This is a genomic window from Pseudomonas sp. S49 (genome assembly GCF_009866785.1).
Lineage (GTDB): Bacteria > Pseudomonadota > Gammaproteobacteria > Pseudomonadales > Pseudomonadaceae > Aquipseudomonas.
Window position 1 is genome coordinate 5,886,993 of sequence record NZ_CP019432.1, and the last position, 12,841, is coordinate 5,899,833.

Consider the following 12,841-nt stretch of genomic DNA (forward strand, 5'->3'; position numbering starts at 1 on the left):
TCCGTGCAGCGGGATGCTTATTAATAGTTGAAAGTCTTGACCAGCAGCAGATCACCGATCGCCCGCAGGGGTACGATGAACGTTTCGCGTTTTTCGTCGACGGTGTTTTCGTTGAGCACCAGCGTGATTTGCGAGGTGATCACCTCGTTCTGGTTGCTGGTCTCCTCGAAGTTATAGCCGCCGTTGCCGAAGTTGCCCCAATAGTTGACGTAAACCAGATAGGTGCCGTGCAACGGCGCGGTCATGGTGAACATTTCCGGGCCCGGGCCATCAACGCCATCCGGGTCAAGACCGCCGCCATTGCTCAGCGCTGGCCGAGCCCAGAACGCATGCTGACCGTCGGGCGTGACAATGTGCAGATCGAGCTCGGCTTTCGGATCGTCCCATCCCAAGACAAGACGAATACGCGCCGGCGTGCGCAAATTGTTTGCTTCATAAAATTGCACGCGCTTGAGCGACTGGCCTTCGGCGCTGATCACTTCGACGCTGTTGGAGCCAGCGCCGAACGCGTACGGCCGGGCGAAACGGCCTTGGTCGTCGGTGTACAGATTCAGTGGATTGCCATTCACGGCGAGACTGTGCGGCGGGCGCATATGGCCGATGGCCTTGAGCTGGCCCTGGATCATCGTGCGATTGCGCTGGATGCCGCGATCGATCGGCGGCGTCGGATAGGCGACTTGCGGGTTTTCGCTGCGGTCGAGCAAGCCGTGATAGCGCCAACCGCCCACTGGCTCCGACAGCTCGGCCGTCGGCGCCGCCAGCAGCGCGGGCGCGCAGGCCAGGCCGATCAGCAGCCAAAGAAATGAACGCATGTAATGCCTCCTGCCATGCCTGAACGAAACCTTGCACCCGATCCTCGGTACTTCACAGCGGTGAAAACTGCGTTTCGTCTGAAAGACCCGTGAATATGGGGTCGTAGAAGGCGCGAAGATTAGCGATTCGGCGGTTTTTTAACAATCGGATACATGTGCTTTTACTGTAGGAATCACGCCGATCCGGTGGACGGTGAGCCGAATAGCCGTCATATTCGGCTCACAAAATGAGCCGAATAGCTTTTCTATTCGGCTCACGGACTCAAGGCAGGCAACGAATGGCAACTCACTGGATCTGGCAGCAGCCCGATTGGCCCGACTTCAACTGGCAGGCAGAACGCCTGACACCGTTGTTGCGTGAGTGTGTGCAGGCGCAAGGTCAGTTGATGGGTATGGCCGGTTCGGTAGGTGACTCTTTGGGGGCTCAGACCGAACTGGACGCCCTTTTGCAGAATATCGTGACGTCTTCGGCCATCGAAGGTGAGCAACTGAATGTCGGCTCCGTGCGGTCATCCTTGGCGCGACGTTTGGGCCTGGAGTTGATCGACGGCGATAAAGTCAGCCAACGCAGTGAAGGTCTGGCGCAACTCATGCTTGATGCCACCCGTCGATTTGCCGAACCGTTGACGCTGGAGCGCTTGCTGGAATGGCACCAATGGCTGTTTCCCGATCAAGAGGCTGACCTTACTGCGCGCTCAATGCATGTGGGTGCGCTACGCGGTGACGAGCCAATGCAGGTGGTTTCGGGTCGCATTGATCGTCCAACGGTTCATTTCGAAGCCCCACCACGCCAAGGTCTTGAACAGCAGCTCGACCAGTTTCTCCAATGGTTCGAGGCCAGCCAGCATCAGACAGCACTGGACCCGATGCTTCGCGCGGGCATCGCCCACTTCTGGTTCATCACCCTGCATCCGTTCGACGATGGTAACGGCCGTCTGACCCGCACCATCACTGATCTGGCGCTGGCACAGGGCGAAGCGCAAGCCATCCGTTTCTACGCCATATCGGCGAGCATTCTGGATGATCGTTCCGGCTACTACCGGATTCTGGAATCGAGCCAGAAAGCCGCGCTGGATATCACCGAGTGGCTCTCTTGGTTCCTGCAAACCTTGCTACGCAGTCTGCAACAAGCCATCACCCGGATTGAAAGCGTGCTGGGCAAGACGCGTTTCTGGCAGGCACACCGCGAGTCCGAACTTTCGGCTGAGCAGGTCAAAGTGCTCAATCGCCTGCTCGATGGCGGCGAGCGGGGCTTTGAGCACGGCATCAGCGCCGGGCAATATCAAGCGGTGGCGAAAGTGTCGAAGGCCACGGCGACCCGACATCTTGTGGAGTTGCTGGAGAAAGGTTGCCTGCAACGCTTGCCGGGAGGTGGCCGTAGCACGCGCTACCAGATCAATTATCCGGACAGAGCAGCACGTTAAACCCAACCGCCACAGAGTTATTTTTGCCCTTGAGAGCCGGCCCGCTCATTTGCCCATAACCCCCCTATCTGCTAGTGTCGCGCCGGTTTAACGTCAACCGGAAATCGCCGCCATGGCCCGCAAAAAAGCTGCACTGGATTTCGAACAGTCCCTCGCCGACCTGCAAACACTGGTCGAGCGTCTGGAGAACGGTGAATTGTCGCTGGAAGACTCGCTGACCGCTTTCGAGCAGGGCATCGGTCTGACCCGTGACTGCCAGGCAGCGCTGGCGCAGGCCGAGCAGAAAGTGCAAGTGCTGCTGGAGCGCGATGGCGAACTCGCCGAGGAACCCTTCGACGCGGAACAGCCAGAATGATTGCGGCGTATACGGCGAGCAGCCAGACCCGGGTCAACGCAGCGCTGGAAACCCTGTTCAATGCGCCGTTGCCGGAGCTGGCGCGGCTTTACGATGCCATGCGCTACAGCGTGATGAACGGCGGCAAACGCGTGCGCCCGCTGCTGGCCTACGCCGCGTGCGAAGCCCTCGGTGGCAAGGCTGAGCAAGCCAACGGCGCGGCTTGCGCGGTCGAGTTGATCCACGCTTATTCGCTGGTTCACGATGATTTGCCGGCGATGGACGACGACGATCTGCGTCGCGGCCAGCCGACCACCCACAAGAAATTCGACGAAGCCTGCGCGATTCTCGCCGGTGACGGCTTGCAGAGCCTGGCTTTCAGTGCCCTGCTCGACCCGCGCCTGAGCGATTGCAGCAGTGACATCCGCCTGCAAATGGTCACCGCGCTGGCTAATGCCGCAGGCCCGGCAGGCATGGTCGGCGGTCAAGCCATCGACCTCGGTTCGGTTGGCCTCAAACTCGATCAGAAAGCCCTCGAACAGATGCACCGGCACAAGACCGGCGCACTGATCGAAGTCAGCGTCAAACTCGGTGCTCTGGCCAGCGGCCGTGCCGAGCCGGATGAACTCCGTGCCCTGCAGACTTATGCACAGGCCATCGGCCTGGCCTTTCAGGTGCAGGACGACATCCTCGACGTCGAAAGCGATACCGAAACCCTCGGTAAACGCCAGGGCGCCGACATTGCCCGCGACAAACCGACCTACCCGGCGCTGCTCGGTCTCGACGCTGCCAAGGCTTACGCGCTGGAACTGCGCGATCAGGCCCTGCACGCCCTGCGACCGTTTGACGCGGCGGCCGAGCCCTTGCGCGAGCTGGCCCGGTATATCGTCGAGCGGCGCAACTGACGGCGTATCCGCCAAAAAAGACCAACGCGTGGGCAGGGGGCGATGCATCAGGTAAACTGCGGCATCTTTTATACCTATAACGATTCGCCTGATGCCCACGACGTTTCATGAGATTCCCCGCAAGCGCCCGACCACGCCCCTGCTCGACCGCGCGAACACGCCGGACGGCCTGCGCCGGTTAGGCGAAGCCGAGCTGGAAACCCTGGCCGATGAGTTGCGCCTGGAATTGCTCTACACGGTCGGCCAGACCGGTGGGCATTTCGGTGCCGGCCTGGGCGTGATCGAGCTGACCATCGCGTTGCATTACGTCTTCGACACGCCGGACGACCGTCTGCTGTGGGACGTCGGGCATCAGGCGTATCCGCACAAGATCCTCACCGGTCGCCGCGAGCGCATGGGCACCCTGCGCCAGAAAGACGGCATCGCCGCTTTCCCGCGTCGCTCCGAGAGCGAGTACGACACCTTTGGCGTCGGCCACTCCAGCACCTCGATCAGCGCTGCGCTGGGCATGGCGATTGCCGCCCGCCTGCAGGACAGTGATCGCAAGGCGATTGCCGTAATCGGCGACGGCGCATTGACCGCCGGCATGGCTTTCGAAGCGCTGAACCACGCGCCGGAAGTGAACGCCAACATGCTGGTGATTCTCAACGACAACGACATGTCGATCTCGCGCAATGTCGGCGGTCTGTCGAACTATCTGGCGAAGATCCTTTCCAGCCGCACTTACGCGAGCATGCGCGAGGGCAGCAAGAAAGTCCTGTCGCGCCTGCCCGGCGCCTGGGAAATCGCCCGCCGCACCGAAGAATACGCCAAAGGCATGCTGGTCCCCGGCACGCTGTTCGAAGAGCTGGGCTGGAACTACATCGGCCCGATCGATGGCCACGACCTGCCAACGCTGATCGCCACGCTGCGCAACATGCGTGATTTGAAAGGCCCGCAGTTCCTGCACATCGTCACCAAGAAAGGCAAAGGCTTCGCCCCGGCGGAAGTCGACCCGATTGGTTACCACGCCATTACCAAACTCGAACCACTGGACGCTCCGGCCGCCGCGCCGAAGCAGGCCAGCGGGCCGAAGTATTCGGCAGTGTTTGGCGAGTGGCTGTGCGACATGGCAGCCGCTGATCCACGTCTGGTCGGGATTACCCCGGCGATGAAGGAAGGCTCGGATCTGGTGGCGTTCAGCGAACGTTTTCCGTTGCGCTACTTCGACGTGGCGATTGCCGAGCAACACGCGGTAACGTTCGCTGCCGGCATGGCCTGTGAAGGCGCAAAACCGGTGGTGGCGATCTACTCGACGTTCCTCCAGCGTGGTTACGACCAACTGGTGCATGACGTCGCGGTGCAGAACCTCGACGTGCTGTTCGCCATCGACCGTGCAGGTTTAGTTGGCGAAGACGGACCGACCCACGCTGGCAGCTTCGATCTGTCGTACCTGCGCTGCATCCCGGGCATGGTCATCATGACCCCGAGCGATGAAAACGAACTGCGCAAGATGCTCACCACCGGCCACCTCTACAACGGCCCGGCGGCGGTGCGTTACCCGCGTGGCAATGGTCCGAATGCGACCATTGAGAAAGACCTCGAGCCGATCGAAATCGGCAAGGGCATCGTCCGTCGTCAGGGCAGCAAAGTCGCCTTGCTCGTGTTCGGTGTGCAACTGTCCGAAGCGCTGAAAGTCGCTGAAAAACTCGATGCCACCGTGGTCGACATGCGTTTCGTCAAACCGCTCGACGAAGAGCTGGTGCGCGAGATTGCCGACAGCCACGAATTGCTGGTGACCATCGAAGAGAACGCGATCATGGGCGGCGCCGGTGGCGCGGTCAGCGAGTTCCTCGCGCGCGAGAACATTCTCAAGTCGATGCTGCATCTGGGCTTGCCGGATATCTACGTTGAGCACGCCAAGCCTGCGCAAATGCTGGCCGAGTGCGGGCTGGATGAGGCCGGGATCGAAGCGTCGATTCGTGAGCGTCTGGCCTTACTCGACAAATAAACGCAATACCCTTGTGGGAGCGAGCCTGCTCGCGAATGCGGACTGTCAGTCAAATCAGGGCTGACTGATACACCGCATTCGCGAGCAGGCTCGCTCCCACATTTGATTTGTGCACATCTGAAATTCCCGATGGATTTCCATGAAACTCTCGCGCCTCGCCCTGCCCTTTCTTCTGCTGCCATCCACCAACGCTTTCGCCGATACCTTCGAGCGTGATCAGGCACTGAAACTGCCGGACACGCTGATCTCAGCCAACCGCCAGGTCGAAGCCCGAAACGACAGCAGCGCCGCCAACACGGTATTCACCCGCGAAGAAATCGACCGCCTGCAACCGAGCGACGTGCCTGATCTGCTGCGGCGCGTACCCGGCGTGCAAGTGGCGCAGGCCGGCGGGCGCGGCAGCCTGCCGGGGATCTACATTCGCGGCACGCAGTCGGCGCAGAGTCTGGTGCTGGTCGATGGCCAGCGCATCGGCAGTTCAACGTCCGGCGACAGCAACCTGCAGCATCTGAATATCGAACAGATCGAGCGCGTGGAAGTACTGCGCGGTTCGCGTTCGGTGATTTACGGCAGCGATGCGATTGGCGGGGTGATTCAGATTTTCACCCGACGCGGCACTGAGCAGGGTTTGCAGCCCCGGATGCACGTCGGTTTCGGCAGCAACCAGACTTGGCAGCGCAGCCTCGGCTTGTCCGGCGGCGATGAGAAAACCCGTTTCAACCTCGGCGCCAGCCTGGATGAGACTGCCGGGATTGATCGCACCCATGAGTCGTATCCAAGCGATGGCGATCACGACGCCTACCGCAATAAATCCGTCAGCCTGAGCCTCAGCCATGCACTGACCGATGACATCGAAATCGGCACCAATCTGCTCGATAACCGTGGCAAGGGCGAGTTTGACAACCCGTTCGGCCGCTTCGACATGACCACATTCGAATCGCTCCAGCAGCAGCCCTACAGCGATTTCAACGTCAGCAGTGTCAGCAGTTACGTCGATGCGCGGATCAACGAAACCTGGAAAACCCGCGTCGAGTTCGGCCACACCGAGAATCGCGAGAAAACCCTCGACAAGCTCAGCGACGAACGCACGGTGTTCAACACCTACCGCGATTCGGTGAACTGGCAGAACGACCTGACACTGGACGCACGCAACAGCCTGATCCTCGGCGGCGACTGGTACGAAGACCGGGTCAACAGCAGCACCGCATTCGACGAAGACAGTCGCTGGAACCGCGCCGCGTTTATCCAGCATCGTTATCAAGCCGACAGCTTCTCCACGGAGCTGGGCCTGCGCCATGACGACAATCAACAATTCGGCAGCCAGAACACCTGGAGCGGCACGTTCACCCTGCCACTGAACCCGGACAACGATTTGTTGCTGAGTTACAGCGAAGGTTTCCGCGCGCCGACCTTCAACGACCTGTACTACCCGGACTTCAGCAACCCGGATCTGAAACCGGAAACCTCGAAAAGCTACGAGCTGCAATGGCGCAGTCAGTTGACCGACAGCAGCCGTCTCGAGGCGTCGATTTACCGTACTGACCTGGAAGACGCGATCATCTTCGGCAGCAACTCACGTCCAGAGAACGTGGCTTCGGCACGAATCAATGGATTTGAAGCGGCACTGAAGCAGGAACTGTTCGACTGGCAGAGCAACCTTGGCGTTTCGATCATCGATCCGCGTGATCGTGATACCGGGCACACCTTGGCCCGACGTGCGCGGCGCACGTTGAGCTGGGATCTGGATCGACAGTTTGATCAAGTCAGCCTCGGCGCCAGTTGGCAGGCGGTCAGCAGCAGTTATGACGATAAGGACAATACGCAGGCGCTGGGCGGCTATGCGCTGTTCGGCTTACGCAGCGGCTGGGCGTTGAACCGCGAGATCAAGCTGGATCTGAAGGTCGATAACGTTTTCGACAAGGGCTACAGCCGGGCGAACTACAGCTATGACGGCAGCCAGTATGGCTATCGCGAAGAAGGTCGAGTGTGGATGTTTGGTGTCACCTGGACTCCCCAGCTTTGATTTGAATCTTCGGTGATTTCACAGGCCCCTTCGCGAGCAGGCTCGCTCCCACATTTGGAATGCAATCCCCCTGTGGGAGCGAGCCTGCTCGCGAAGAAGTCACCACGGTTTCAGTGGTCCGGCGCGATCAATTGGCAGAGTTTGGCGGTGGCGCTGATCATCTGGCCGCTTGGGCGCTCAAGGCCTTTGTCGGTGACCAGCAGTAATTTCCCCTGCGTCACCGCGGCGACCTGCGGCCACGCCTTCCACGCATTCAGCTGCGCCCGATCACTCGCCAGAATCACCTCAGGATCGCGCTGCAACACTGCCTCAATACTCACCTGCGGCGCCGGCAGACTCAGATCGCCGAACACATTGCCCGCCCCGCACACTTGCAGCGCATCGCTGATGATCTGCCCGCCACCGACGGTGTACAGCGGCTTGTCCCACACCTGATAAAACACCCGCAACGGCACGTCCCGGCGATAGCGCTGGCGCAGCTCTGCGAGTTGTTTGCGCAACTCCGAAGCCCGTTTCACCCCACGTTGAGGTCGCCCCAATTGCGCGGCAATGGCTTCTATCTGGGTAATGAGTTGCTCAAAGGAATGCGGTTCGGCGACGAAGGTCGGGATGCCCAAGCGCTTGAGCTGATCACGCTGCGCAGGGCCGACACTGCCGGGCCACAGCAACAATAAATCAGGCTGGAGGCTCAGCAATTGTTCCATGTCGAGTTGGCCATAGCGGCCGACAGAGGGGACGTTGGCAATTTCAGCAGGACGCTCCCCGGCATCCAGCACGCCGACCAGCAGGTCAGCCGAATCCAGTTCAACGACAATTTCAGACAGCGACGGCGCGAGGCTGACCACCCGCAGGTTCGCCAGCACAGGGCCACTGACGGCCAGCAGCAGAAGCGCAAGCCACAGACGACGCATCAGCCGAGTTGACGCGGGATACGGTAGAGATAAAACAGCACCGCCGTGGACAACGCCAGCAGCATCAACGGTACGGCTTCAAGACCGACAAACACCGCCAGCGCGCCGATCCACGCCGGCAAGGCTGCCGCGAGAAAAGCCGCACGACGACGGGCTGCGAGGGCAATCCACGCTGCAGGTTCATCCGGGGTATCGAGGGCTTTTTGCGTGGCGATCAGCGCATGTTTATAGCGACCGAAAAACTTCAGGCTGACAAACATCGACGCGACGCCGGCAATGAAAAACGGCATCGCCAGTACTGGCAGAATCCCTTCGCCCTGACCAAACAGCGCGTTGAGCACGAACAACGGCACTAGCGCCAGCGCGAGGTATTTCCACCAATCGACCGACAATCGGCGCCGCACCTGACCGCGAGTCACGCGCGATCAACCTCGCCCTGATGCTCATTGCCCATCATGTGGTCGAGCTTGCTGGCCTTGGTCGCCAGGTAGAGCTTGTTGTGCGGGTTGTGCCCGGTGTGCAACGGCACGCGCTCGGCGACGGTGATGCCCATGTCGGTCAAGGCTTTGACCTTGCGCGGGTTGTTGGTCATCAGACGCAGGGATTTCACGCCCAGATGTTCAAGCATCGGCAGGCACATTGCGTAGTCGCGCTGGTCAGCGGCAAAGCCCAGACGCTCGTTGGCTTCAACGGTGTCGGCACCGCCGTCCTGCAATTCGTAGGCACGGATCTTGTTCAGCAGACCAATACCGCGACCTTCCTGACGCAGGTAAAGCAATACGCCACGGCCTTCACGGGCGATGGCTTTGAGCGCGCCTTCCAGTTGCGAGCCGCAGTCGCAGCGCTGGCTGAACAAGGCGTCGCCAGTCAGGCATTCGGAGTGCAAACGGCCGAGAACCGGGGCACCGTCGGCAATTTCACCCAGGCTCAGCACGACGTGCTCGCGGCCGGTGGCTTCATCGAGAAAACCGTGCATGGTGAATTGCGCAAAAGGCGTTGGCAGCTTGGAAGCGGCGACAAAGACGACAGGCACCGGTGTGCTCCTGATCTAAAGAGTCTGAAAATTCGCAGGCCGGCATTGTAACAGCAGGTTCCTACAGACGCTTAGGCTGAATTATCGGGCATAACGATCAAAAAGTTTGATAACTACTGAGTTGCCTCTGTCCCCTGTGGGAGTTGTATGCTCAATTCGGGTTGAACGGATACGGCTGCTTCCACTTCTCGAAGATTGGCTTCAACTCGCCGCTCTTCACCAACTGCTCCATGCGCTGGTCATATAGCGCCATCAGCGCTCGCGCCTGCGGAGTGTCGGCAAAGCCGAGAAACAACGGCAGCTCGATCAGATGTGAATAGCGATACAGCGCCGGATCTGCTGCGGTTTTGAGCACGGCCTCGATCTCGGTCAACGCATCGATGTAGTAATCCGCCCGCCCCTGCTTGAGCATCGATAAAATGCCGGTGCGCCGTTGGATCTGGTTGTAACGCTTGATATTCGGCAGGTAGTTTTCGTAGCGATAACCGCGCACCCAGGCCAGACGATATTTGCCCAGCGTCGCCTGGGTCGGCGATGGATTGCTCGCCAGACCCAACGCGTAGATGTGGTCGGAATCGAAATTCCAGTGTGGATACAACACCTGCTCGGCTTCGTCGCGATAGGAACCGACCAGCGCGTCGACTTCCTTCAACTGCACCAGCCCGACCGAACGGGTGTATGGCACGCTGCGGATATCCAGCTTTACTCCGGCCGGTTCGAACACTTTGCGCAACACGTCCCAGCCAAGGCCATGGCCGTCGGCAGCGGTGTAGTCTTCCCAGTCTTCGCTGGCCAGATGGATGACCGCCGGCGTCGGCGCAGCTTCCTGCGCACCGGCCACGGTACTCAGCAAAGCCAAAACCACTAACGCCAACCAGCGTCGAGCCATCCCTAGTCCCCTCACTTGACCCTGATATCCCGTGGAATCAGGCGAAAACCCACACCAGACCCTGCATGGCCAGCCAGGCAAATACACCGGCCAGCACGTCGTCGAGCATGATGCCGACGCCGCCATGCACATGTCGGTCGATCCAGCGAATCGGCCACGGCTTGAGAATGTCGAAGAAACGGAATACGAGGAAACCCGCAAGCAACCAGTACCAGCCTTCCGGCACCAGCCACAGGGTGATCCACATCCCGACCATTTCGTCCCAGACGATGCCTTCGTGGTCGTGTACCCGTAGATCGTCGGCGACTTTGCCGCACAGCCAGAAGCCGAACAGCATGGTGATCCCGAGCATCAGCCAGTAACCCCAGTCGGGCAACATTTGCCACAACGGAATAAAGGGTAGCGCAACCAGCGAGCCCCACGTGCCCGGCGCCTTGGGCAAGGTGCCGGAACCGAAGCCGAACGCAAGAAAATGCCAGGGATTGCGCCAGACCGACGGCGGAACGAATTCGGCCGGAACCTGTTTCGGGTGATCTGTCACGGTGTCTCCTGAAAATGTTGATAGCCCCGGATTTGCGGGGTGATGTCGTGCCCTTCGCGATCCAGCAGAATCACGCCCTGACCTTCTGACACACGACCGATCACATGGATCGGCCAGCCATTGGCCAGCAGCGCCGGCAACTCGACGGACGGCAGGGTGAACGCCAGCACGTAATCATCGCCACCGCTTAGCGCTGCACGCTCGGCGCCACGCTGACCGAGAAACGCCACTAATGCATCCGACAGCGGTACGCGCTCGCGTTCAATCTCAAGCCGCACCTTCGACGCCAGTGCGATGTGGCCACAGTCGGCGAGCAGGCCATCGGAGATATCCAGCGCCGAGGTGGCTTTGCCGCGCAGGGCCTGACCGAGGGCGAGTTGCGGTTGCGGCGACCAGTAATGATCGAGCAGCGGTTGGGCGATGTGTGCTTCAGCCTCACGCTGACCGAGCACCAAAGGCAAGGCGCCGGCCGCATTGCCCAGCTCCCCGCCGACACATAACAAGTCACCCGGTTGTGCACCGCTGCGGGTCAGTGCCTGCTCCGCCGGCACTCGACCAAACACAGTTACCGTAAGACTCAACGGCCCGCGCGTGGTATCGCCGCCGACCAGCGCAACGCCGCAGCTCTGCGCCATGCGGTTCAAACCGCGGGCATAGGCTTGCAGCCAATCGGCGGTCACCGTCGGTACAGTCAGGGCAAGGGTAAAGGCAACGGGCGTGGCGCCCATGGCGGCCAGATCGCTGACCGCGACGGCCAGCGAGCGCTGACCGAGCAGAAACGGATCGCAGGGGTCGGCGAAATGCACACCGGCCACCAGCGTATCGGTGGAGATCGCCAACTGTTCCCCGGGGGGAATAGCGAGCAAGGCGCAATCGTCGCCGATCCCCAGAGCAACGCCTTCGCCGCCCTGCGCACAGGGCGCGGCGGCGAAGAAATTGCGGATCAGCTCGAATTCGCCCATTGAGGTTTCAAGCGCGTTTCAGCGCTTGAACGCCTTCACTTCAGCTTCACGCAGGCGCGGGGCCAGCTTGTCGAGCACGCCGTTGACGAACTTGTGACCGTCGGTGGAACCGTAGACTTTCGCCAGTTCGATCCCTTCGTTGATCACAACACGGTACGGCACGTCGACGCGCTTGAGCAGTTCCCAGGTCGACAGGCGCAGTACGCACAGTTCAACCGGGTCCAGCTCTTCGATGGTCAGGTCCAAGCACGGCGCCAACGCAGTGTCGATCTCGGTCAGACTGGCCGGAACACCATGCAGGATGTCGTGGAAGTAGCTGGCATCGGCGAAGGTGAAATCGTTGTCGACGCGAAACTGCGCTTCGATTTCGTTTAGCGAAGTACTGGCCATGTGGCGCTGGTACAACGCTTGAGTCGCCAGCTGACGGGCAGCGCGGCGCTTTTCACTTTTCGAAGGCTTGCCGGCGTCCGTTGGACGCGGTTCGCGCGGGTTGAAACGATCGCTTTCGTCGCTAATCACTTGGCCTCCAACTGTGCCAGCAGGCTGACCATTTCCAGAGCGGACAGGGCAGCTTCGGCACCTTTGTTACCGGCCTTGGTGCCGGAACGTTCGATGGCTTGCTCGATGGAATCAACGGTCAGGACGCCGAAAGCGACCGGAACGCCGAATTCCATGGACACCTGGGCCAGACCCTTGGTGCACTCGCCTGCGACGTATTCGAAGTGCGGAGTACCGCCACGAATGACCGCGCCGAGGGCGATGATGGCTGCGAATTCACCTTTCTGGGCGACTTTCTGCGCAACCAGCGGGATTTCGAAGGCGCCAGGTGCGCGGATGATGGTGATGTCGCTTTCGCTCACGCCGTGGCGAACCAGGGCATCAACTGCACCGCTGACCAGGCTTTCAACCACGAAGCTGTTGAAACGGCCCACTACCAAAGCGTAGCGGCCTTTAGGGGCGATGAAGGTACCTTCGATGGTCTTCAGGGTCATTCGTCAGTTCTCTTAAAGAGCCGGG

The 12,841-nt window shown here is 60.5% G+C and carries 14 protein-coding genes; 5 read left to right on the forward strand and 9 right to left on the reverse strand.

Annotation, left to right across the window (positions count from 1 at the left end):
* Nucleotides 1-20: 20 nt before the first annotated feature.
* On the reverse strand, nucleotides 21-812 hold the full coding sequence (locus tag PspS49_RS26000) for a DUF2135 domain-containing protein (protein ID WP_150774605.1): 792 nt from the start codon (nucleotides 810-812) through the stop codon (nucleotides 21-23).
* A gap of 278 nt (nucleotides 813-1,090) precedes the next feature.
* On the opposite strand from PspS49_RS26000, the gene PspS49_RS26005 reads away from it, so the two are divergent.
* The 5 genes from PspS49_RS26005 (at nucleotide 1,091) to PspS49_RS26025 (ending at nucleotide 7,488) form a co-directional block, all read left to right on the forward strand.
* Nucleotides 1,091-2,236, forward strand: a complete 1,146-nt coding sequence (locus PspS49_RS26005; RefSeq protein WP_160041974.1) for a Fic family protein — start codon at nucleotides 1,091-1,093, stop codon at nucleotides 2,234-2,236.
* 112 nt (nucleotides 2,237-2,348) lie between these two features.
* On the forward strand, nucleotides 2,349-2,591 hold the full coding sequence (locus tag PspS49_RS26010; protein ID WP_003228627.1) for an exodeoxyribonuclease VII small subunit: 243 nt from the start codon (nucleotides 2,349-2,351) through the stop codon (nucleotides 2,589-2,591).
* Complete coding sequence (ispA, locus tag PspS49_RS26015; RefSeq protein ID WP_160041975.1) at nucleotides 2,588-3,475, forward strand: (2E,6E)-farnesyl diphosphate synthase; 888 nt, start codon at nucleotides 2,588-2,590, stop codon at nucleotides 3,473-3,475. The genes PspS49_RS26010 and ispA overlap by 4 nt, the downstream gene beginning before the upstream one ends.
* A 91-nt stretch (nucleotides 3,476-3,566) precedes the next feature.
* Nucleotides 3,567-5,465 carry a 1-deoxy-D-xylulose-5-phosphate synthase gene (gene dxs, locus PspS49_RS26020; RefSeq protein ID WP_150751763.1) on the forward strand — a complete coding sequence of 633 codons (1,899 nt, stop codon included), beginning with the start codon at nucleotides 3,567-3,569 and terminating at the stop codon, nucleotides 5,463-5,465.
* A 139-nt stretch (nucleotides 5,466-5,604) separates the two neighbouring features.
* On the forward strand, nucleotides 5,605-7,488 hold the full coding sequence (locus PspS49_RS26025) for a TonB-dependent receptor (RefSeq protein WP_160041976.1): 1,884 nt from the start codon (nucleotides 5,605-5,607) through the stop codon (nucleotides 7,486-7,488).
* A 110-nt stretch (nucleotides 7,489-7,598) separates the two neighbouring features.
* Here PspS49_RS26025 and PspS49_RS26030 read toward each other — a convergent pair whose 3' ends face one another.
* The 8 genes from PspS49_RS26030 to ribE all read right to left on the reverse strand — a co-directional run bounded on the left by PspS49_RS26030 (nucleotide 7,599) and on the right by ribE (nucleotide 12,816).
* Nucleotides 7,599-8,399 (reverse strand): cobalamin-binding protein, encoded by an 801-nt coding sequence (locus tag PspS49_RS26030; protein WP_160041978.1) that lies wholly within the window; start codon nucleotides 8,397-8,399, stop codon nucleotides 7,599-7,601.
* Nucleotides 8,399-8,818 (reverse strand): MFS transporter, encoded by a 420-nt coding sequence (locus tag PspS49_RS26035; RefSeq protein WP_122661425.1) that lies wholly within the window; start codon nucleotides 8,816-8,818, stop codon nucleotides 8,399-8,401. Before PspS49_RS26035 ends, PspS49_RS26030 begins: the two co-directional genes overlap by 1 nt.
* On the reverse strand, nucleotides 8,815-9,432 hold the full coding sequence (gene ribA, locus PspS49_RS26040; protein WP_016984117.1) for a GTP cyclohydrolase II: 618 nt from the start codon (nucleotides 9,430-9,432) through the stop codon (nucleotides 8,815-8,817). The genes PspS49_RS26035 and ribA overlap by 4 nt, the downstream gene beginning before the upstream one ends.
* A gap of 151 nt (nucleotides 9,433-9,583) precedes the next feature.
* Nucleotides 9,584-10,321 (reverse strand): transporter substrate-binding domain-containing protein, encoded by a 738-nt coding sequence (locus PspS49_RS26045; protein ID WP_127929940.1) that lies wholly within the window; start codon nucleotides 10,319-10,321, stop codon nucleotides 9,584-9,586.
* 37 nt (nucleotides 10,322-10,358) lie between these two features.
* Entirely contained in the window at nucleotides 10,359-10,862 is a 504-nt protein-coding gene (locus PspS49_RS26050) for a phosphatidylglycerophosphatase A (RefSeq protein WP_011336134.1), read from the reverse strand.
* Nucleotides 10,859-11,824, reverse strand: a complete 966-nt coding sequence (gene thiL, locus PspS49_RS26055; RefSeq protein WP_160041980.1) for a thiamine-phosphate kinase — start codon at nucleotides 11,822-11,824, stop codon at nucleotides 10,859-10,861. Before thiL ends, PspS49_RS26050 begins: the two co-directional genes overlap by 4 nt.
* Before the next feature lie 18 nt (nucleotides 11,825-11,842).
* Nucleotides 11,843-12,343: a transcription antitermination factor NusB gene (gene nusB, locus PspS49_RS26060; protein WP_034153728.1), complete on the reverse strand. Its 501-nt coding sequence runs from the start codon at nucleotides 12,341-12,343 to the stop codon at nucleotides 11,843-11,845.
* Nucleotides 12,340-12,816: a 6,7-dimethyl-8-ribityllumazine synthase gene (ribE, locus tag PspS49_RS26065; RefSeq protein ID WP_003228649.1), complete on the reverse strand. Its 477-nt coding sequence runs from the start codon at nucleotides 12,814-12,816 to the stop codon at nucleotides 12,340-12,342. The genes nusB and ribE overlap by 4 nt, the downstream gene beginning before the upstream one ends.
* Nucleotides 12,817-12,841: the final 25 nt, after the last annotated feature.